Source organism: Microbacterium sp. SCPM-O-B-15248 (M128), from assembly GCF_058214835.1.
This window is the reverse complement of sequence record NZ_JBYQLI010000007.1, coordinates 129,318-149,914: the sequence shown is the minus strand read 5'-3', so window position 1 is coordinate 149,914 and position 20,597 is coordinate 129,318. Positions and strand designations below refer to the sequence as shown.

The window sequence follows — 20,597 nt, the reverse complement described above, 5'->3', positions numbered from 1 at the left end:
GGCGTCAGCCGAGCTTGACGGCCGTGCCGTAGGCGACGACCTCCTGGAAGTTCTGCGCGACCTCGCTGGTGTCGAACCGCATCGCGATCACGGCATCCGCCCCGAGCTCCTGCGCCTGCTCGATGAGGCGCTGCTTCGCCTCGTCGCGGCTCTCCTGCAGCTGCTTCGTGAGGCCCTCCAGCTCACCGCCGAAGATCGACTTCAAGCCGGCGCCGAACTGGACTCCGATGTTTCGCGCGCGCACGGTGAGGCCGGTGACCTCGCCGTACACCTCCACGATCTGGCGGCCGGGGACATCGTTCATGGTTGTGACGAGCATGCGGTCAGTGTGACAGCGGCGTGCCCGCCCCGCCAGCGATTCCGGCCGCCGCGATGGAAACGCGGGCACAATGCTGTGATCGCCCCCTTCCCCTTCTGGAGGTCCGCATGGCATCCACCGTCCCGCGTATCGTGATCGTCTCGGGCGCCCGCACGCCCATCGGCTCGTTCGGCGGGGCGCTGTCGAGCGTCGATGCGTACGAACTCGGGGCCGTCGCGGTCACCGCCGCCCTCGAGCGGGCGGGGGTGCAGAAGGATGCGGTCGACGAGGTCGTCATGGGCTGCATCGCGCAGAACGGGCCGGATGCCTACAACGCCCGGCGCGTCGCGCTCGCCGCGGGGCTGCCGACCCGGGTCCCCGCGTTCACCGTCAATCGCCTGTGCGGCTCGGGGCTCCAGGCCATCTGGTCGGGCGCCCAAGAACTGCGCTGGGGCGGCGTCGACGTCGTGGTCGCCGGCGGCGACGAGAGCATGTCGCGGACTCCGTTCCTCGAGTACGACGCCCGGGGCAATGCGCGTGTGGGGGACCGGACGCTCCTCGACGGCACGCTCGCGATCCTCACCGACCCGTTCAGCGGCCGGCACATGGGCACGACCGCCGAGACCGTGGCATCCCGCTACGGGGTGTCGCGCTCCGAGCAGGACGCCTTCGCGGTCGAGAGCCAGCGCAGGGCGGGCCAGGATGCCAGTCGTGCGGCGTTCGCGGACGAGATCGTGTCCGTGACGACCGGCGGAAAGCGGCCGGTCGAGGTGTCGGTCGACGAGCACCCGCGCCCCGGGACGACGCTCGACGTGCTGGCTGGGCTCCGGCCGGCGTTCGAGGCGGGCGGGTCGGTGACGGCGGGCAACTCCTCGGGCATCAACGACGGCGCCGCCGCGACGGTCCTCATGCGTGAGGATGACGTGCGCGAGCGCGGGCTCACGGGGCTGGCGACGCTCGAGGCCGTCACGACGGCCGGGGTCGATCCCGAGATCATGGGGTACGCCCCGGTCCTCGCCCTGCAACGGCTGTGGGAGCAGACGGGGCTGACGCCGGCCGATGTCGACGTGATCGAGCTGAACGAGGCCTTCGCGGCGCAAGCGGTCGCCGTGATCCGCGACGCCGGGCTCGATCCCGAGAAGACGAACCCGTACGGCGGCGCGATCGCGCTCGGGCATCCGGTCGGGGCGACCGGCGCGATCCTCACGGTGCGCGCGGCCCTCGACCTGCAGCGCCGCGACCTCGAGTACGCCGTGGTGACGATGTGTATCGGCGGCGGTCAGGCCCTGGCCGCGCTGCTCCGGCGGTTCTCGCCCGCGTGAGGGGTCAATATGTGTCGCTTGGCCGCGGGCGAAGCGACAGAAACTGACCCCTCACGCGAAAGGGAACGGCCCCCACCCGGAAGGGTGAGGGCCGTTCCGGACCGGTCAGGCCGTGCGGCGCTTGCGCAGGGCGAAGGCGAGACCGCCCGCGACCACGAAGAAGCCGCCCGCGAGCGCGATGCCCCACGGCGCCTGGGCGCCGGTGGCAGCCAACGTGCCCTTCGCGAACACCTCGATGGCGAGAGGGCTCAGCACGGTGCCGTCGGCACGCGTGATGACGACGGTGTGGGCGCCCGGGGCGAGCGTCGAGGGGACGCTCACACGGAAGGTCACCGAACCGTTCGCGTCGGCGGCCGGGATGCCGGTGATGACCGTCGGCGTGCTGTTCAGCGTCGCCGTCAGCTGCTCGCCGGCGTTCAGGCCGGTCACGGTGACCGTGAAGGATCCACCCTGCTCGACGCGCGTCGCGCTCGCCGAGACGCCCACCGCGGCCGGCGACGTCGTCGGCTGAGCCGTCGGGGTCGGGGTCGGGGTCGGGGTCGGCGTGGGGGTGGGCGTCGGCGTGGGCGTCGTGCCCTCGTCGACCGGCTGCGTCCCCTTCAGGTAGGCGCGACCCAGGGGCGACGGCGCGACCGTGCCCTTGGCGGCGAAGAAGTCCGCCGTAGCCTGCAGGTCGATCTGGCCGGAGTCGGCCTTGCCCGTGCCCTGCGCGAAGGTGAAGAAGTTGTCGCCGCCCGCCGCAAGGAACGAGTTGGTCACGATGCGATACGACGCGGTCGGGTTGATCGGCGTACCGTTCAGCGCGATGGAGCCGATGCGCGAACCCTTCGCCGCCGTCGGGTCGTACTCGAAGGTGAAGCCCTTCGACACGCCGAGTGCGAGCACCGGGCGCGACGCGGTATCGGGCTGCCACTGCTCTTCGAGAACCGACTTCAGCTGCGCCCCCGTGAGCGAGAGCGTCACGAGCGTGTTGCCGAACGGCTGCACGTTCGCCGCCTCGCGGTACGAGACGGAGCCGTTGTCGGTTCCGTAGAGGAGGTCGGCGCGCAGTCCGCCGGGGTTCATGAACGCGATCTGCGCGTCCTGCCCGTTGAACGAGGGGTTCTCGCTCGCGGCCCACAGGTACACGTCCGCGACGGTGTTGCCGAGCGCGGAGTAGGCGCCGCGGTCCTCGCCGCCCGAGCCGTTCTTGGCACGCGTGACGTCGGCGGTGATCGTGCCCACCTGGACCTGGCCCTTCACATCGGCCGTCGCCTTGGCATCCGTCACGATCTTCGCGGTGTCCGTCTGCGGGTAGGCGATGTACTGCGTGACCGTGGTGTCGAGCAGGGGGCGCACGCCGGGCGTGATCGAGACGAGCTTGCCGGCCTCGTCGAGGTCCACGTCGAGAGTGCCGAGGTTCGTGCCGTACTGACCGGTCTGGATGACGGAGCGTCCGCCGATCGTGCACGAGTACTTCTGGTGCGTGTGCGCCGAGACGATGGCATCCACGTCGGCGGACGCGCCGCGCACGAGGTCGCCGAAGTCGCCGGACTCGGTGGCGATGGTGGTGCAGTCGGTGCCCTCCGAGCCCTCGTGAGCGAGGAGGATCACGACGTCGGCACCGGCGTCGCGAGCGTTCTTCGCCTCGCGGTTCGCCGCCTCGACCTGGTCGCCGAACTCGATCTCGGTGATCTTCGACGGGTCGACCATGCCGGCGGTCTGGCGCGTCACGGTGCCGACGAAGGCCACCTTCGTGCCGTCGACCTCTTTGATCGTGTACGGCTTCAGGGCGGGGGTCTTCGTGCCCTTCTTGTAGACGTTGGCGCCGAGTGCGAAGTCGCTGAACTGATCGGCGTCGGGGTCGCCCTCGTACTCGCGGATGACGCGCGTGGTCAGGTCGGCGAAGCCGCGGTCGAACTCGTGGTTGCCCACGACGCTGACATCGAGCGTCGCGGCCTTCAGGGCCTTGATCGTCGGGGTGTCCTGGTCGATGAACGACTCGAACGCGCTCGCGCCGATGTTGTCACCGGCCGAGACGAACAGCGTGTTCGGGTTCTGCTGGCGGTACTTCTCGACCGCGCCGGCGAGGACGCCCGCACCCGCGACGCCACCGGACTCCTGCAGCAGGCGGCCGTGGAAGTCGTTGATCGTCAGGATCTGCAGGTCGGGGGTCTTCGGCTGCGTCGGGCGCACCTCGAAGACGGTGGTCGAACCCGAGACCTCGTTGCCGGTGATCAGCAGCGGGATGCCGGTGGGCGAACGCAGCGCCGAGACGAACGCGATGCCCTCGGGGCCGAGGTCACCGGCCGCGGACGTCTTGACGTCGGCGGAGGCGTTGCGGTTGTTGACGTACGTGACGTACGCCGGGTTCTTCGGGTCGGTGACGTCGTAGACCATCACGCCGCCCGCGCGCTCGAGCCCGATGAAGGCGTACGTGCGGCCGTCGACCACGCCGATCGTGACGTTCTCGGGCTCGGGGCCCTTGTCGTCGCTGCGGTCGTCGACGGTGTTGTTGTCGTTCGAGACGTTGAACAGCTCGGGAGCGACCTCCTTCAGCTTCTGCTCGAACTGGTCGCCCGAGTCGAAGACGAGAGTGCCCTTGGTGTCCCAGATCGAGAACGAGCGGGCGCCGTAGGCGTACAGCTCGCTGTAGCAGCCGTCGGACGTCTTGCCGAGGTCGGTGACGACCTTGAGGCGTCCGAGATCGGAGTCAGCCGCGCGGCCGGCGAGCGGGGAGGTCTCGCAGATCGCGGCGAGGTCCTTCTTGCCGAAGTCCTTGATGCGGGCCTCGTCGGTGAAGTCGCCCCACTCGCGGCCGTCGCCTTCGTTGGCCGTGACGAGGTAGGTCGTGGCCTTGCCGCCGACGGTCGCCGAGTAGGACGCGATCCCGTCCGGCATGTACAGGCCCTTCAGGCCCGCGACCGAGCGGATGTTGATCCCGCCGTCCTTGTCGCTCGTGTCGAGCGCGTTGCCCGCGGCGCCCCAGTCCTTGTAGCCCAGGGGCAGGATGCCGGTCACCTCGGCCTTGGCGAGGTCGACCGTCGCGACGGCGTTGGCCTCCTGCAGCGTGACGTACGCGATCGTGCCGTCGACGGTGATGTACTCGGGCTCGAGGTTGCGCGAGACGCGGTTGGCAGACAGCGGCGTCGTGCCCTGATCGGGTGCGGCGACGTCGGGACCGAAGACACGGACCTTCGGGTCGAGTGTCTTGGTGCCGCCCTGCTCGAAGGCGCGGAAGCCGGCGGTCTTGACCGCGCTCTGCGCCGGAGCAACGAGGGAGGACGACAGCGTCACGACGCTGACCGAACCCTCGGGGTCGCTGGAGAAGTTCTCCGCCGGCTCGCCCTCGTTGGCGACGACGGCGTAGGTGCCGTCCTTGGAGAACGTGACCATGTCGGGCAGAGCGCCGACGGTGACCTCGCCGAGCTTCGCGCTCGCGGCGTCGTCCTTGTTGGCGTCGAAGAACATGAGGTGGCCGGCGGCGGTCTTGTCCTCGGCCTCGAAGGCGACGACGCCGAGACCGTCGTCGCGGACGGCGACGGAGTTGGCCACGCCCGTCGATGCGATGTCGAACAGCTTCACCGGCTTGGTCGGGTCGCTGTTGTCGAGCACCGTCACGGTGCCGGCCTGCGCGTTCACGACGAAGAGGCGGTCGCGGTAGGCCTGCACGATCTCGGCGGCGGACTCCTTGTAGACGTTGGTGTCGTAGGAGCCGACCGGGGTCAGGCCGATCGCGGCGCCGGACGCGCTGTTCGAGATCGGCTGGGGGACGATGGCGGCCGAAGCCGCCGTCGCGCTCGAAAGAGCGAGCGCGCACACCGCCGCGGTCGTCGCGGTGAACGCGGCGGCACGGCGCAGGAAGGTCGAAGGCATGCGTGTCCTCGGGGGTGTCGGGCGGGGATGACAGAACCGACACGGGGGCGTCGATCGCCCCCACTGTGCCGACTTGCGGTGACGCTCGGGTGAACGGCCTGCGAATGCGCGGTGCGGCGTCCCCGCGAAGATCACCCCATGGTTCATCGTGCGCGGGCGCGTCGCCCGGGAGGACTAGCCTGACCGCATGACCGATTCGCTCGCGGGCGCGCACCCCGATGAACCCCACCGGCAGGGACTCGCGCAACGCCTGAACTGGTTGCGCGCCGGAGTGCTCGGCGCCAACGACGGCATCGTCTCGACGGCGGCGGTCGTCGTCGGTGTCGCGGGGGCTACGAGCGAGATCGCCCCCGTCTTCGTCGCCGGTCTCGCTGCCCTCGTCGGCGGGGCGATCTCGATGGCCCTGGGCGAATACGTATCGGTCTCGAGCCAGCGCGACAGCGAGCACGCGCTCATCCAGAAGGAGCGCCGCGAGCTCGCGGAGGACCCGGATGCCGAGTTCGCCGAGCTCGTCGGTCTGTACGAGGCGCGCGGTCTGACCTCCGACACCGCGACGCGCGTGGCGACCGAGCTCACGGCATCCGATGCCCTCAAGGCGCACCTGTCGGTCGAACTGAACATCGACGCCGACGACGTGGTGAGCCCCTGGGCGGCGGCGATCGCGTCGGCGGTGGCGTTCACGATCGGTGCGATCCTGCCGATGCTGACGATCCTGCTCGCGCCGGTCGAGGTGCGCGTGCCGCTGACGTTCGTCGCGGTGCTCCTCGCCCTCGCCCTGACGGGGTACCTCGCCGCCTGGATCGGCGGGGCGCGCCGCGGTCGGTCGATCCTGCGCACGGTGATCGGCGGGGCGCTCGCGCTCGGCGCGACGTACGGCGTCGGAGCATTGTTCGGCGTCGCGACCGGGTAATTCTCTGGCATCCTAGGATTTACAAGGAAGCCCAACTAAAATCTCCCTCGCGACGACGACGTCGCCGAATGGAGAGCCGCATGGACGCCACCCCCGCCCCCGTGCTCGACGCCCTGACCGCCGACGACCGCGCCGCCATCCTCGGCGCCGTCCGCGAGTTCGCCGCGACCGAGCTGTCCCCGCACGCGCTCGAATGGGATGCCACGAAGCACTTCCCGCGCGACGTGCTGCGCCGCGCCGGTGAACTGGGACTCGGCGGCGTCTGCGTGCGCGAGGAGTCCGGCGGCGCGGGCTTCCCCCGCCGCTTCGCGGTCGAGATCTTCGAGGAGCTCGCCGCGGGCGACCCCACGGTGACCGCGTACCTGACGATCCACAACATGGTCGCGTGGATGATCGACGCGTACGGCGACGACGCGCAGCGCGAGCGGTGGCTCCCCGGCCTGATCTCGATGGAGCAACTCGGGGCGTATTGCCTCACGGAGCCGGGAGCGGGCTCGGATGCCGCGGCGATCACCACGTCGGCCATTCGGCACGGCGACGGCTACGTGCTCACGGGCGTGAAGCAGTTCATCTCCGGTGCCGGCGAGGCATCCGTCTATGTCGTCATGGCGCGGACCGGCGAACCGGGCGCGCGCGGGGTCAGCGCGTTCCTCGTGCCCGCGGATGCCGAGGGGCTGTCGTTCGGGCCGAACGAGAAGAAGATGGGCTGGAACGCCCAGCCCACGCGGCAGGTCGTGCTCGATGAGGTGCGCGTCCCGGCCGAGAATCTGCTCGGCGGCGAGGGGCGCGGTTTCGGAATCGCGATGTCCGCGCTCAACGGCGGTCGCTTGAACATCGCCGCGTGCTCGCTCGGCGGGGCGCGGTGGGCCCTGGAACGCGCGGTCGCGTACGTGCACGAGCGCTTCACGTTCGGTGAGGCCCTGGCCGAGAAGCAGTCCGTCGTCTTCGCCGTCGCCGACATGGCCACCGAACTCGAGGCCGCGCGCCTGCTCGTGCGCGACGCCGCCGCGGCCCTGGACGCGAAGACTCCGGATGCCGCGACCCGGTGCGCCATGGCGAAGCGGTTCGCGACCGACGTCGGTTTCCGCGTCGCCAACGAGGCGTTGCAGCTCCACGGCGGGTACGGCTACCTGCAGGACTACGGCATCGAGAAGGTCGTCCGCGACCTGCGCGTGCACCAGATCCTCGAGGGCACCAACGAGATCATGCGGCTCATCATCGGACGGAGCGTCCTCGCGGCGTGACGCGGAACCCTCGGCGATGTCGGGGGAGCATGCGACGATGCGAGGGAACCTTCACCTCTGACCCCCCTGGGAGTGACATGAGCGAGCAGCGCGGTACCGCGTACGAGACGATCCGGGTCGAGCAGCGCGGGCGGGTGGGGTGGATCACCCTCGACCGGCCCGAGGCGCTCAACGCGCTGAACACGCGGTCGATGACCGAGGTGGTCGCAGCGGCGACGGCGTTCGATGACGCACCCGACATCGGGGCGATCGTCGTCACCGGGTCTGAGAAGGCCTTCGCGGCCGGCGCCGACATCAAAGAGATGGAGGGCAAGTCGGGGCTCGAGATGACCCTGACCGACCACTTCGGGGCGTGGAGCCGTTTCGCCGCCGTGCGGACGCCCGTGATTGCCGCCGTGTCGGGCTATGCGCTGGGCGGCGGCTGCGAACTCGCCCTCATGTGCGACATCATCCTCGCCTCCGATGGTGCGAAGTTCGGTCAGCCCGAGATCCAGCTCGGCGTCATCCCCGGCATGGGCGGGACGCAGCGGCTCGTCCGCGCCCTGGGGTACTACAAGGCCGCCGAGATGGTGCTCACCGGCCGCATGATCGACGCGGTCGAGGCCGAGCGCGCGGGCCTGGTCTCGCGCATCGTCCCGGCCGCCGACCTGCTCGACGAGGCCGAGACCGTCGCCCGCACGATCGCCGAGAAACCCCTGCCGGCCCTGTACGCGGCGAAAGCGGCGCTCGACGTCGCCCTGGAGTCGACGCTCGCCGAGGGAGTGCGCTTCGAGCGCCAGGCGTTCGCCTCGCTCTTCGACACCGCCGACCAGAAAGAGGGCATGGCCGCGTTCCGCGAGAAGCGGACGCCGAACTTCTCGCACCGCTGAGCGGCCTGCGGCGGTCAGAGCGGGTCGGGCGTCGGCGCAGGGTCGGCGAAGTCACCCGCGTTCTTGCGGAATCGGGCGATGATCCGCACCAGCTCGGTCGCGTCCTCGGGCGCGAGCCCCGGGTCGCGGAACACCGCGTTCAGGGCGTCCGTGGCCGCGTCGACGCGTCGGCGGCCGGCATCCGTCAGCACGAGCAGGGCGGCACGCCCGTCGGTGGGGTGCGCTTCGCGTGTCACGAGCCCGTCGCGAGCGAGACGTTCGACGGTGTTCGTCACGCTCGTCGGGTGCACCTGGAGCCGCGCGATGGCGCTGGCCATCGGCATCCGGCCCTCGCGCGTGAAGGCGAGCAGCCGCAGCATCTCGAAGCGTGAGAACGTCAGATCCAGCGGTCTCAGAGCGCGCTCGATGGATGCCATGAGCAACTGGTGCGCCCGAATGACCGAGGTCACGACGGTCATGCCGTCGGCGGCGTCGTCCCAGCCGTGCGCGAGCCATTGGCGCTTGGCTTCGGCGATCGGGTCGACCGGTAGGCGTCTCGGCATCCGTGCTCCTCCCGCCCCACGGTACCGCGGGCGTGCCGGGATCGGCGGTCGAGAGGCGTCGCACGCGCCCGGGGGTGCGACGGGTTTCGGTATCGTCGGGAGTCCAGATCTCCGCTTCGGCCCCGAAAAGCAGATGGCCCCCACACCCCGCATCCCGCAGAGCGGGTCGTCCCGCGTCGAGCCGCGCCGCTTCGGTGATCTCACGCTCGGTCAGTGGGTGGGCTCGGCGCTGATCCTCGGGGCGGCGGCGCTCGTCCTGGCGGGGCTGCTCGTGCTGATGGCTCGGGTGCTCGTCTCGCTCGGGCCGGTCCGCGGATTCCTCGAGATGTACCCCGGCGCCTACGACCTCCCGGCGGGCGCGCCCGTGGGGATTCCCGCGTGGCTCGGGTGGCAGCACTTCCTCAACGGCCTGTTCCTGTTGCTGGTCATCCGCTCGGGGCTGCAGTTCCGGCGCGAGAAGCGGCCGAACGCCTTCTGGTCGCCGCGGGGCAACAAGAAGCGCCGGATCAGCCTCGCGCTGTGGTTCCACCACGCGATCGACGTGCTGTGGATGGCCAACGGCGCCGTGTTCGTCGTGCTGCTGTTCGTCACCGGCCAGTGGATGCGCATCGTGCCGACCTCGTGGGAGGTCTTCCCGAACGCGCTGTCGGCGGCGCTGCAGTACGTCTCGCTCGACTGGCCGACCGAGAACGGGTGGGTGAACTACAACAGCCTCCAGCAGCTGTCGTACTTCGCGATCACCTTCGTCGCGGCGCCGCTCGCGATCATCACGGGGGTGCGGCTGTCGGTGCTGTGGCCGCGGGACGCCGAGCGCCTGAACCGTCTCTTCCCCGCGGAATGGGCGCGTCGCATCCACTTCCCGGTCATGCTCTTCTTCGTGACGTTCATCGCGGTGCACGTCTTCCTCGTCCTCGCCACTGGCGCGCTGCGCAACCTCAACCACATGTACGCCGCCCGCGGATCGGGCGACCCCGACGCATTCGCCGCCGATCCGACCGGGCTGGTGTTGTTCGCGGCATCCCTGCTGGCGATGGCTGCGGCGTGGATCGCCGCACGCCCGTCGGTGCTCATCCCGATCGCGCGGCTGTTCGGCGACGTCAAGCAGCGCTGACGCGGGTCTGCCCGCGCCGCCGCGGCGCCCGCCCGAGCCCGGCGGGCGTCGAGATCACGTGATCCGGTCGAACGCACACGCTGCGGTCGTCCCGAACGTGTGCTCCCGGCCGGATCGTGTGCGCTGGATCGCGGCCTCCGTCGCTGTTTCAACGGCCGCTGTCCCGCCCCTCCGGCCGTCGCTGCCGTGCCGTCTCATGTGCGGGCCGCGACCCGCTGCCCGCCGAGCGCACACGATCCGGTCGAACGCACACGCTGCGGTCGTCCCGAACGTGTACTCTCGGCCGGATCGTGTGCGCTCGGCCAGACCACGTGAAATGGCGCAGGATGCCGCGGCCTACGCCGGGCGCGACGCGGACGCGTGCAGGCCGCGGTGGATGAGGTCGACACCGAAGGCGAAGTCGGCGTCGGGGACGGGCGCCGCGCCCGGGGCGGCGACGCCGACGCTGTCGTACTGCAGACGCTGCTGCTCGTGCCAGACGTGGCCCAGGACGAAGTGCAGCAGTGTCGTGGCCGCGCGCGCCGATGTGCGGGGGCCGAAGCCCTCGGCGGCGACGGCGGTGGCGAGGCGATCGTGCGCGGCCGACGTCCCGAGACCGAGCGCGAGGGTACTCGACACGACCTCGGCGCCGTCCCGGTAGGCGAGCAGGGCGTCGCGCAGCGCGCGTGCCTCGGCGGCGACGCCGGAACCGCGCAGCAGGGATGCCGCTCGCCCCACGATGCGGTCGGAGAGCTCGGCCAACAGCGACTGCTTGTTGGGGAAGTGCCAGTAGAGCGCGCTCGGCTGGACGTCCAGGCGGGCGGCGAGGCGACGCATCGTCAGATCGGCGAGTCCGTCGTCGTCGAGGATCCGCAGCGCGGTGCGTGCGACGTCGTCGGCCGAGTGGCCGCGGCCGCGTCCGGGAGGAGTCACGCTCCTGAGTATAGTGAACACCGTTCAGGTGAACGCTGTTCAGGTAAGGAACGACATGACTTCTCCCGCCCCACTCCGCACCCCGGATGCCACCGACCTCGCGCGCGTGGCCGTCTTCGCCGCGCTCATCGCCGTGCTCGGGCTCCCCGGCAGCTTCCCCGTCTTCGGGGGCGTTCCGATCACGGCTCAGACCCTCGGCGTGATGCTCGCCGGCGCGGTGCTCGGTCCGTGGCTGGGCGCGCTGTCGGTGACGGTCGTGCTCGCCCTGGTCGCGATCGGATTGCCCCTGCTGGCCGGTGGCCGCGGGGGGTTCGGGGTGTTCCTCGGTCCGACCGCGGGCTACGCGCTCGGCTGGATCCTCGGCGCGATCGTCGTCGGGCTCATCGTGCACGCCGGGAACCGTCGCCCGGTGTGGTGGCGCACCGCGATCGCGATGGTCGCCGGGGGTGTCGTGGCGATCTACGCCCTCGGCATCCCGGTCCAGAGCCTCGTGACCCGACTGCCTCTCGGCGAGACCGCGCTGACGAGCCTGGTCTTCATCCCGGGCGACCTGCTCAAGGCGGCGATCGCGACGATCGTGGTGACGCTGCTGGTGCGGTCGTATCCGCGGGGCTTCCGCCGGCAGTGGCGGGTCGCTCCGGTCGAGCAACCCGTACCCGCGTGATCCTGCACTGCCGCGACCTCGGCGTGCGGCTCGACGGCCGCGACGTGCTGCGCGCCGTGACCGTCGATCTCGAGGCGCGCACGATCGCGATCGTCGGGGACAACGGTTCGGGCAAGTCGACGTTCGCCCGGGTGCTCGCCGGTCTCGTCCGGCGCGACACCGGCGACGTGCGGGTACGGGGGCTCGACCCCGAGCGGGATGCCGCCGAGCACCGCCGTCGTGTCGCCCTCGTGCTGAGCAACCCCGACGCGCAGATCGTGATGCCGGTCGTCGCCGACGACGTGGGTTTCTCGCTGCGCGCCGAGCGCCTGCCCCGGGCGGAGCGCGCCGAGCGGGTGGCGCGCGCCCTGGAGCGCTTCGGCCTCGCGGAGCTCGCCGAGCGGTCCGCGCACGACCTCTCGGGCGGGCAGAAGCAGCTTCTGGCGCTGTGCGGCGCGTTCGTGCGCGACCCGGATCTCGTCGTGGCCGATGAGCCCACCGCCTTCCTCGACGCCCGCAACGCGCGTCGCGTCGCCGACCACTTGCTCGCCGACGCCGGGCACGCGCTGATCCTCGTGACCCACGACCTGACGCTCGCGCGGCGCTGCGACGCCGCCGTGCTGTTCACCGACGGGGGCGTCCGCGCCGCGGGGGCGGCATCCGCTGTCGTCGACGAATACGAGAGGGCGCTCGTGTGCTGAGCCTGTATCGCCCGGGCCGGGGAGTTCTGCACCGGATGCCGGCCGGCCCGAAGATGCTCCTGCTCGCGGTTGCGGCGGTCGGTCTCGCCTCGCTGCCGACGGCGGGATGGGTGGCGGGGGTGTGCGCGGGCGTTGTTGTCTTGGCGTACGTCGTCTCGGGCGTCGGCGCGCGCGAGCTCGGGCGACAGGTCTGGGGCCTGCGCTGGATCGCGGTGATCACCGCGATCGGGCAGCTGGTCTTTGTGGGACCCGAACCCGCGCTCGCCAACACGGCGCGGGTCGTCGCCGCCCTGCTGATCGCGGCCCTGCTACCGCTCACCACGCGCGTGGACGACATGCTCGACGCTCTCGAGCGCGGACTCGGTCCGCTGTGCCGGATCGGGATGGATGCCGAGCGCGCGGCGCTCTTGCTCGCGGCGACGATCACGACGATCCCGGTGCTCGCCCGCCTGGGCGCCGAGGTGCGCGAGGCGCAGCGCGCCCGGGGCGTGCGCCCGTCGCTGGGTGCGGGGATCGTTCCGTTCGTCGTGCTCTCGCTGCGCCACGCGGACCAGCTCGGCGAGGCGCTTGCGGCGCGGGGCGTGCGGTGAGGGGGCGGGGAGTGCTCCGGGGATGCGGGAGGGCGGGGGCTGTGCGGGAGGGCGGGGGCTGTGCGGGAGGGCGGGGGTTGCGCGGGAGGGCGCGGAGAGCGCGCGCCGCTCTTCGGCGTGCGTGCTGTGACCGCGGCGCATCCCGAACGGCGCTGCATCCCGAACGGCGGTGCATCCCGAAACGCGGAGTAGCCGAAACCGCGGAACATCTCGAACCGCGGTGGTTCTGCCTCGCGTCTAGAAGGGCGGCGGGTCGGCGTCTATGCGGGTGCCGAGGGGCGAGGTCCACATCAACTCACCGGTGTCGGGATCTCGTGCGGGGGACCACCGCGTCTCGTGGCGAATGCGGTGGTGGTGGCGGCACTCGGGTTCGAGGTTCTCGTCGTCGGTGGGGCCGCCCTCGCTCCAGGCTCGCAGGTGGTCGAGGTCGCATTCTCGGGCGGGGCGCCCGCAGCCGGGGAAGACACACGTTGGCGAGGTGACGCCGAGCCAACGGCGGAGCGCGGCGGGCACGCGATAGGCCGTCCGGTCGAGGGCGAGGGGTGCGCCGGTGACGGGGTGGGTGAGCAGGCGGATCCATGACGTCGCCTCGCCCGCGAGACGCCGAGCGGTGTCGAGGTCGATGGGGCCGAAACCGTCGAGCGTCGCCGGAGTGGTGTCGGCGCCGAGCAGGGTGAGCGCGGGGATCGTGACGATGACGCCGGGGCTGGGGGCGACGCTGGGACCGGAAGTGGCGGTCGTCGTCGCGGGGGAGGCTCCCATGGGTGCGGCTGCGCTCGCGGCGTTGTCCGGTGTCGGCGCGGGCGCGGTGAGGAGGTCGGCGAACGCGTCGGCGCGGAGCTGTGTCAGCGTGCGCTCTTCGTCGGGCGCCGTGCTCAGATGGCGGGCGAGGCGGTCGACGCGCGTCATCGCTTCTGTCGCCCGGTCGGCGGGGAGGAGCGCGGTGAGCGTCGCCATGCCATCGAGCTCGGCCGTCATCCACACGCCCCGGTCATGCCGAGCCCGCCGGTGACGGATCTCGATCGACTCGGCGTGCACCCGTTCGCGCAGGGCGCGGGCCGAGACGCAGAACCGGGCCGGGGGGAGCCGGAGTGCGCGATCGAGGACGCCGGTGTTGAACGCCTCCCACGAGTCGGCATCGTCGGGAAGGGAGGCCGCCAGCTGCGCGGCCTCGACGGCGTGGCGCTCGGACACGTCTCCCTCGGCGAACGCGGCCCAGAGGCGTGGGCAGCGTTCGCGCAGGGTTTCGGCGTGCGCAGCGCGCGAGCGCACCGTCTGCTCGGCCACGCGCAGACGCACGGCGATCTCGGCGACCGCCGCGCGCTCGGCCATGTCGAGTCGGTCGCGGCGAACGGCGGCGGCCGTGCGCCCACGGGGATCGTGCCAGATGCCGTCGAGCGTGGGATCGGGTCCGACCCACGGCTCGGGGTCGGCGACGGCTTCGGCGAGGACGCGATGGATCAGGCCGTACTCGGCAGCCGTCGCGCGGTGCCGCTCGCGGGCACGGTCATCGAGTCGGTCGAGCAGGAGCGCCGCGAGGGAGACCGCATCGTTCGGCGCGTCGGTGCGCGCGGACTCCGTGCCGGGGCCGTCGCTCAGGTCGTGCGCGAACCCCGCGTCGAGGTCGTCGATCAGGCCGAGCTCGACCGCCCACGCGGAATCGGCGGCCGCCTGCAGCTCGGCTTCCGCAGGTTCGGGCGCTCCACCCCACGGGTCGACCGGTGTCGGCCGGTCGCTCGGTGGTGTGCGGATTCCCATGCTCGAACACTAACGAGAGGGTCCGACATCGCCCTGGCTCACGGCCTGGCGAGGTCTTTCCCCGCCGCAGGTCTTTCCCCACCGCGGTTCTTGCCCCGCCGCAGGTCTTGCCCCGCCGCAGGTCTCTCTTTCGCTGAGCGCGTCACACCCCGCCGACGCAGCGCATCTGCTCAGTTCCGCCCGCTCAGCGCGGCTGCTCGGCCCGTCCCGCGGTCGACCCCGCGGCGAACCCCGCGGCGTACGCCTCGTCCGATCCGAGGGCGAACATGTCGCGTTCGGCCGGGCGCACGATCGAGCGCGCGCCCGGCAAATCGAGGTCGCCGACGAGGTCGCCGCGCCCGCGCACGACGGCGACGGGCCGGCGCGCGGCCTTGCCCTTGACGAGGTCGGTCGCCGCGGCGAGTTCGTCGGCGACGCACGGCAGGGTCACGACGAGCGGTCGGCCCTCGGCATCCGTCGTCCCGCGCAGGTCTTCGAACACGTGCACGCCCGCGGCGCCGATCGCGTGGTCGGTCTGCCCCTCGCGCCACGCGCGACCCAGGGTGTCGGTGATGAGCACCCCGACGCGGGCACCCGTGGACGCCCGCAGCCCCGCCGCGAGAGCCCGCGCCGAGGCGTCCGGGTCTTCGGGCAGCAGCAGGACGGTGCCCTCGGGGGTGTTGCTCGCATCGACGCCCGCGGCGGCCGAGACGATCCCGAGGCGGTTCTCGACGATCCGCGTCACATGCCCGGCGGGGGAGGTCCGGGATGCCACGAGTCGCACGGTCTCGCGCGTGATCGCGTCCTCGCGGTCGTCGGCCCGGAGGAGGCGGCCCTCGGCCTTCGAGACGATCTTGCTCGTGACCACGACGATGTCGCCGTCGCGGAGGGTGTCGCCCGCGGCATCCTGGATCACCGCGACCAGATCGTCGCCCGGAGAGATCTCGCCGATGCCGGCGAGGGCCCAGATCTGCAGCACGTCAGCGGACGAAACGCACCTCGGTGAGCTCCTCACCGAGGAAGGGCTGCACCTGGCTGGCGCCGTCGAGCGTGAAGCCGTTGCGCACGTAGAAGCGGTGGGCGCGGGGGTTGTCGTCGGCGACCCACAGGTAGAGGCCTTCGCCGTCCTCGACGGCGGCGTCGAACAACTGCTGTCCGATGCCGGTGCCGTGGAACTGGTCGAGCAGGTAGATGAAGTACAGCTCGCGCGGACGCGGCGCGTCGTCGTCGCGCGCGGGGCCCGATCCGACGAAGCCGACGATCTCGCCGTCGACGAGCGCGGCGTGCATGCGGTAGTCGTCGCCCTGGGAGGCCCAGTGGGTCCACAGCTCGGCCATGCGCTTGGGGGAAACCGCCTTGAGGGCGGCCGTGCTGATGAGGTGGTCGTACGTCTCGTGCCAGCACGTCGCGTGCACGCGGCCGAGGGCCTCGGCATCCACGTCGCGCACCGGACGGACGACGATGTCGGTTCGGATCTCCGCAGTCATGGCGCGACTCTACGCGGGTGCTCCGCGACGATGAAATCGGACGAAGAGGACCCCGGGATGCGGTAGGGCTCCGGCATCCTGCCAGACTCGCGTGCCACGATCCCGGGCATGACCGCGCGCCCCGCCCTCACCTCGGTCGAAGCGCGTATCGACGCCGTCGCGAACCGTCTGCTGCGCTCGGCACCGGACACGGGAGCCCGCGCGCGGCTCGTCGAGTTCGCGGTCTTCGTGCTCAAGCAGGCGTGGGCGTGCGTGTTCGGCGCGGCCCTGCTCGCGATGCTGCTCGCCACGAAGCTCTGGTACCCCGACGATGCGGCGCTCGCGCGCAACGATGCCCTGACGATCGCGGCGGTTCTCATCCAGGTCGGCATGCTCCTCGGGCGGCTCGAGACGCTGCGGGAGCTGCGCGTGATCGTGCTGTTCCACATCGTCGGCTCGCTCATGGAGCTGTTCAAGACCGACGTCGGCTCCTGGATGTACGCGGCCGACGGGGTGCTGCGAGTGGGCGGCGTGCCGCTGTACAGCGGCTTCATGTACGCCGCGGTCGGCAGCTACATGGTGCGGGTCTATCGCCTCTTCGACCTGCGGTTCTCGCGTTATCCCCGACGGTGGCTCACCGCGATCGTCGCCGCCGCGATCTATGCCAACTTCTTCACCCACCACTGGATCATCGACCTGCGCTGGGTGCTCATCCTCGCGGTGGCGGCGCTGTGGTGGCGGACGACCCTGCACTTCCGCTTCTTCCGGGGGACGTTCCGGATGCCACTCCTGCTGGCCTTCGCCGGAGTGGCGCTGTTCATCTGGCTCGCCGAGAACATCGCCACGCACGCGGGGGCGTGGCTCTATCCGTCGCAAGTGGGGGGATGGCATCCCGTCGACGCGTCGAAGCTCACGTCGTGGTTCCTGCTGATGATCGTCTCGGTCGTCCTGGTCGCCTGGGTGTATCCGCCGCGCGAGCCGGATCCCGCCGATGCGTCGGCGGCTCGCAAAGGAATCGCCGTTCCCTCTCTCAGGCGCGGGCGGCATCCGCTCGCTCGTACGAGGCGATGAGCTCGAGCTCACTCGACTTCCCCGGCAGGAAGAACCACGCCACCGCAGCGCCGAGGGTGATCGCGACTGCACCCACGGCGTAGGCGGCGATCGCTCCGGTCATGAGCGATTGCTGCGCGGCCTGGATGATCTGGTCCTTGTACTGCGGGTACTGATCGGCCACATGCACCGCTGAGGCGTACGACGCTTGCAGCGCTGCGGTGACCTGGTCGCTGATGCTCGAGGCCTCGGACGACTCCGAGATGAGCTTCCCGAACGCGTGCGCGAAACCGGCGGCGAGGATGGCGCCCAGTACGCCCTGCATGACCGATCCGCCGAGGTCGCGCTGCAGGTCCGCGGTGGCAGAGGCCATGCCGATCCGACGCACGGGGGTGGACTCGGTGATGGCGCGGGAGGCCGGGGTCATCGCGAAGCCCGCACCGATCCCGATCACGAGGTAGGCGATCGAGACGTACCAGAACGGCGTGGTCTCGTTCCAGAAGAGCATCGTGACGAACCCGACCAGGACGAACCCGTACCCGAGCATCATCGTGAAGCGGGACCCCCGGGTGAGGACGAGCCGTGCCGACTGCGGGGCGACCAGGAGCAGACCGACGCCGGCGGGGACGATCGAGAGGGATGCCTCCAGGGTCGAGTATCCGAGGATGTTCTGCTGGAACTGCTGCCCGACGAACATCGCGCCCATGAGCGAGCCGAAGACGATGAGTCCGGCGGCCGCGGGAGCCCAGAACATGCGGCGCCGTGCGACCTTCAGGTCGTAGAGGGGGCTCCGCGCGGTCAGCTGGCGCCACGCGAAGAGCGCGATCAGAACGGCAGCGGAGATCAGCAGGATGACGCCGAACGTGCGCGTGGTCGGCACGAACACCGTCGACAGTCCGAGCACGATCGAGCCGATCATGAACACGGAGATCACGCCACCGAGGTGATCGACCTCGTCGTCGTTCTCGGCGACGTGCGACGGGACGAACAGCCACGCGAGGATGACCGCCGCCATCGCGAACGGCACCGCGAGCAGGAAGGCGACACCCCACCACATCCACAGCAGCAGGATGCCGGCGAGGACCGATCCGATCACGGTCGCGGTCGCGCTGACCGCCGACCACAGCGCGATGGCGACGGTGCGCTGCTTTCCCTGACCCCACAGCGCCGTGATCAGTGAGAGCGTCACCGGGTACGCCATGCCCGCCGCGATACCGGTGAGGATGCGCGCGACGACGAGCATCTCGACGGAGGACGCGAAAGCGGCGACGAAGCTGAGGATCACCGTGAATGCCAGGCCGATCAGCAGCAGCTGCTTGCGTCCGTAGCGGTCGGCGACCGCGCCGAGGTACAGCACCGACATGGCGAGGCCGAGAGAGCAGCCGACGGCGACGAGGTTCAGGGCCGTCTGCCCCGTCCCGAAGGCGTCGCCGATGTCGGGCAACGCGATATTGGCCGCCGCGAGGTTGATGTTGCACACCAATGCCCCGAGGATCAGCGCCGCCAGCACGAGCTTCGGGCGGGGCGGCGCGGCAGGGGCGGGCGCGGATACCGCGGCGTCGGCGTCGGTCACGCGACAACAGTAGCGAGCAGCACCCGCCCGGTGCGGGCTGGGGGCGCCGTTGCTTTGTCGGCTCGACACAAGAGAATCGCCACTCTCTATGGACATCACTACGCTCGCCGGTCGTGAACGTTCTGTGGCGCACCCTGCTCGTCCTCCTCCGCGCGCAGCGCCGTCTGCGCCGGGAAGGTCCCGTCGACCCGAACACGATCGGGCGGATGCGACTGCGCGTCCTGCCGACCGACATCGATCTGCTCCGGCACCTCAACAACGGCCGGTACCTGTCGCTGTTCGACCTCGGCCGGTGGGACCTGCTGACCCGCTCGGGCCTGGCCGGCGCGATGAAGGGCCACGGTTGGTACGCCGTGGTCAGCGCCGAGACCATCACGTTCCGCCGCTCGCTCGAGCTGTGGCAGCGGTTCGAGCTGGAGACGCGTCTGCTCGGTCATGACGACCGCGCCGTGTACCTCGAGCACCGCGCGGTCGTGAAGGGCGAGATCTACGCCCGGGCGATCATCCGCGCGCGCATCCTTCGGCGCTCGGGCGGAACCGTCCCCCACGACGAGCTCTTCGCGGCGGTCGGGCGCCCCGAAGGGCTGCCCGACATCGAATCGTGGGTGCACGAGTGGGCCGCGGCCTCGGCTCTGCCGTCGACGAAGCGCCCCGCGCCCAGCGACTGGCGCTGACCCCTCGGCGCGGTGCCTTCTGTGCGTGAGTCGCCACGATTTGTCGCCCATGGGCACGGCAAGGCGACGAATTTCGGCGACTCACGCGCCCGGGCGTCAGCTCACACCGAACCGCGCGTCGAGCCACGCGACCTGGCGCGCCCAGTGCCGCGTGCCCCCACCCTCGTGGCCGTTGTACGGGTACACCTCGATCGCGGCATCCTCGGATGCCAGCGAGTGGAAGGCCGCGAACACCCCCGACGGCAGCACGATGTCGTCCATCAGCGCCACCGAGAAGAACGCGGGCACGCGGATGCGTCGCGCGAGGATCGCCGCGTCGATGTGCGAGAGCGTGTGCAGGGCGGCGGTGGTGTCGTCGCGGTGGATGGAGAGCCAGCGCGTCACCTCGGTGAAGGGCGCCGACGGGGTCCGCAGGATCGCGTTCGGGATGTCGCAGAGGAACGGCACGTCGGGGAGGACCGCCGCGACGGCGTCGCCCGCGAGAGCGGCGGCCGCGATCGCGAGCGCGCCGCCCTGACTGCCCCCGGTGACGGCGATGCGCGCGGCATCCACGCCGGGAAGCTCGCGGACGACGTCGACCAGGCGCGCCGCGTCGGTGTACAGGCGTCGGTAGTAGTAGTCCCGGGGATCGTGGATGCCGCGCGTCATGACGCCGGGGTACGCGGCGGCCGAGCCGTGCGGGTCGGGGGTGTCGCCGATGCTCCAGCTCGAGCCCTGGCCGCGGGTGTCCGTGATGACGTGCACGTAGCCGGCGGCGGCCCACGCGATCTTGTCGCCGGGGAGGCCGCGGCCGCCGCCGTATCCGATGTACTCGATCACGGCGGGCAGTACCTCGTCGCCGTGCGGCCGCACGACCCACCCGCGGATCTCGTCGCCCGCGAACCCGGTGAACACCAGGTCGTGGACGGACAGCGCGCGCACCGGACGGGTCACGGGGGTGAGGCGGGTGGGACGGGCCGCGGCTTGCGCTTCGGCCAGCGTCTCGGCCCAGAACGCGTCCATGCCGTCGGGCTCGGGCAGCTCGGGGCGGTACTCGCGCAGCAGCTCGAGCGGCATGTCGGTGAGTGTCTGAGCCATCGGGTCTCCTGGGTCGGGGCGAA

Annotated in this window: 19 protein-coding genes; 10 read left to right on the top strand and 9 right to left on the bottom strand. The window is 71.1% G+C overall.

The annotated features are described in order from the left end of the window. Positions 1 to 4: 4 nt before the first annotated feature. The gene (locus AC3E6M_RS13050) at positions 5 to 319 is read right to left on the bottom strand and encodes a YbjQ family protein (protein WP_490530160.1); all 315 of its coding nucleotides are present in this window, start codon (positions 317 to 319) and stop codon (positions 5 to 7) included. A 107-nt stretch (positions 320 to 426) separates the two neighbouring features. On the opposite strand from AC3E6M_RS13050, the gene AC3E6M_RS13045 reads away from it, so the two are divergent. Next, positions 427 to 1,620: a thiolase family protein gene (locus AC3E6M_RS13045; protein WP_490530159.1), complete on the top strand. Its 1,194-nt coding sequence runs from the start codon at positions 427 to 429 to the stop codon at positions 1,618 to 1,620. 105 nt (positions 1,621 to 1,725) lie between these two features. Here AC3E6M_RS13045 and AC3E6M_RS13040 read toward each other — a convergent pair whose 3' ends face one another. Further along, a complete protein-coding gene (locus AC3E6M_RS13040) occupies positions 1,726 to 5,475 on the bottom strand; it encodes a choice-of-anchor I family protein (RefSeq protein ID WP_490530158.1) in 3,750 nt (1,249 codons plus the stop codon). A 187-nt stretch (positions 5,476 to 5,662) separates the two neighbouring features. Here AC3E6M_RS13040 and AC3E6M_RS13035 point away from each other — a divergent pair, with 187 nt between their 5' ends. The 3 genes from AC3E6M_RS13035 (at position 5,663) to AC3E6M_RS13025 (ending at position 8,498) form a co-directional block, all read left to right on the top strand. After that, complete coding sequence (locus AC3E6M_RS13035) at positions 5,663 to 6,385, top strand: VIT1/CCC1 transporter family protein (RefSeq protein ID WP_490530157.1); 723 nt, start codon at positions 5,663 to 5,665, stop codon at positions 6,383 to 6,385. Between the two features lie 80 nt (positions 6,386 to 6,465). Next, positions 6,466 to 7,629: an acyl-CoA dehydrogenase family protein gene (locus tag AC3E6M_RS13030; RefSeq protein WP_138177700.1), complete on the top strand. Its 1,164-nt coding sequence runs from the start codon at positions 6,466 to 6,468 to the stop codon at positions 7,627 to 7,629. A 77-nt stretch (positions 7,630 to 7,706) separates the two neighbouring features. Further along, on the top strand, positions 7,707 to 8,498 hold the full coding sequence (locus AC3E6M_RS13025) for an enoyl-CoA hydratase-related protein (protein WP_490530156.1): 792 nt from the start codon (positions 7,707 to 7,709) through the stop codon (positions 8,496 to 8,498). A 14-nt stretch (positions 8,499 to 8,512) separates the two neighbouring features. On the opposite strand, the gene AC3E6M_RS13020 is transcribed toward AC3E6M_RS13025, so the two are convergent. Beyond that, positions 8,513 to 9,040 (bottom strand): MarR family winged helix-turn-helix transcriptional regulator, encoded by a 528-nt coding sequence (locus AC3E6M_RS13020; protein WP_138177704.1) that lies wholly within the window; start codon positions 9,038 to 9,040, stop codon positions 8,513 to 8,515. A 133-nt stretch (positions 9,041 to 9,173) separates the two neighbouring features. Here AC3E6M_RS13020 and AC3E6M_RS13015 point away from each other — a divergent pair, with 133 nt between their 5' ends. Beyond that, entirely contained in the window at positions 9,174 to 10,151 is a 978-nt protein-coding gene (locus AC3E6M_RS13015; RefSeq protein WP_490530155.1) for a cytochrome b/b6 domain-containing protein, read from the top strand. 336 nt (positions 10,152 to 10,487) lie between these two features. Here AC3E6M_RS13015 and AC3E6M_RS13010 read toward each other — a convergent pair whose 3' ends face one another. Continuing rightward, on the bottom strand, positions 10,488 to 11,063 hold the full coding sequence (locus tag AC3E6M_RS13010) for a TetR family transcriptional regulator (RefSeq protein ID WP_490530154.1): 576 nt from the start codon (positions 11,061 to 11,063) through the stop codon (positions 10,488 to 10,490). Between the two features lie 55 nt (positions 11,064 to 11,118). On the opposite strand from AC3E6M_RS13010, the gene AC3E6M_RS13005 reads away from it, so the two are divergent. From AC3E6M_RS13005 to AC3E6M_RS12995, 3 genes are read left to right on the top strand one after another with little or no spacing between them, the layout of a single operon-like run. Further along, a complete protein-coding gene (locus AC3E6M_RS13005; protein WP_490530153.1) occupies positions 11,119 to 11,727 on the top strand; it encodes a biotin transporter BioY in 609 nt (202 codons plus the stop codon). Further along, entirely contained in the window at positions 11,724 to 12,407 is a 684-nt protein-coding gene (locus AC3E6M_RS13000) for an energy-coupling factor ABC transporter ATP-binding protein (protein ID WP_490530152.1), read from the top strand. The genes AC3E6M_RS13005 and AC3E6M_RS13000 overlap by 4 nt, the downstream gene beginning before the upstream one ends. Beyond that, the gene (locus tag AC3E6M_RS12995) at positions 12,401 to 12,997 is read left to right on the top strand and encodes a CbiQ family ECF transporter T component (RefSeq protein WP_394529658.1); all 597 of its coding nucleotides are present in this window, start codon (positions 12,401 to 12,403) and stop codon (positions 12,995 to 12,997) included. Before AC3E6M_RS13000 ends, AC3E6M_RS12995 begins: the two co-directional genes overlap by 7 nt. A gap of 237 nt (positions 12,998 to 13,234) precedes the next feature. On the opposite strand, the gene AC3E6M_RS12990 is transcribed toward AC3E6M_RS12995, so the two are convergent. The 3 genes from AC3E6M_RS12990 to AC3E6M_RS12980 all read right to left on the bottom strand — a co-directional run bounded on the left by AC3E6M_RS12990 (position 13,235) and on the right by AC3E6M_RS12980 (position 16,221). Further along, positions 13,235 to 14,755, bottom strand: coding sequence for an HNH endonuclease signature motif containing protein (locus tag AC3E6M_RS12990; RefSeq protein ID WP_490530150.1), 1,521 nt, complete (start codon positions 14,753 to 14,755; stop codon positions 13,235 to 13,237). Between the two features lie 184 nt (positions 14,756 to 14,939). Next, positions 14,940 to 15,713, bottom strand: coding sequence for a coenzyme F420-0:L-glutamate ligase (gene cofE, locus AC3E6M_RS12985; RefSeq protein WP_138176683.1), 774 nt, complete (start codon positions 15,711 to 15,713; stop codon positions 14,940 to 14,942). Between the two features lies 1 nt (position 15,714). Next, positions 15,715 to 16,221: a GNAT family N-acetyltransferase gene (locus AC3E6M_RS12980; protein WP_138176686.1), complete on the bottom strand. Its 507-nt coding sequence runs from the start codon at positions 16,219 to 16,221 to the stop codon at positions 15,715 to 15,717. Between the two features lie 108 nt (positions 16,222 to 16,329). On the opposite strand from AC3E6M_RS12980, the gene AC3E6M_RS12975 reads away from it, so the two are divergent. Next, on the top strand, positions 16,330 to 17,271 hold the full coding sequence (locus AC3E6M_RS12975) for a DUF817 domain-containing protein (protein ID WP_490530149.1): 942 nt from the start codon (positions 16,330 to 16,332) through the stop codon (positions 17,269 to 17,271). Here AC3E6M_RS12975 and AC3E6M_RS12970 read toward each other — a convergent pair. Continuing rightward, entirely contained in the window at positions 17,231 to 18,823 is a 1,593-nt protein-coding gene (locus tag AC3E6M_RS12970) for an MFS transporter (protein ID WP_252371032.1), read from the bottom strand. The genes AC3E6M_RS12975 and AC3E6M_RS12970 overlap by 41 nt on opposite strands. Before the next feature lie 113 nt (positions 18,824 to 18,936). On the opposite strand from AC3E6M_RS12970, the gene AC3E6M_RS12965 reads away from it, so the two are divergent. Further along, positions 18,937 to 19,497, top strand: coding sequence for an acyl-CoA thioesterase (locus AC3E6M_RS12965; RefSeq protein ID WP_230007231.1), 561 nt, complete (start codon positions 18,937 to 18,939; stop codon positions 19,495 to 19,497). 96 nt (positions 19,498 to 19,593) lie between these two features. Here AC3E6M_RS12965 and AC3E6M_RS12960 read toward each other — a convergent pair whose 3' ends face one another. Then, on the bottom strand, positions 19,594 to 20,574 hold the full coding sequence (locus tag AC3E6M_RS12960) for an acetylxylan esterase (protein WP_490530148.1): 981 nt from the start codon (positions 20,572 to 20,574) through the stop codon (positions 19,594 to 19,596). Between the last annotated feature and the right edge of the window lie 23 nt (positions 20,575 to 20,597).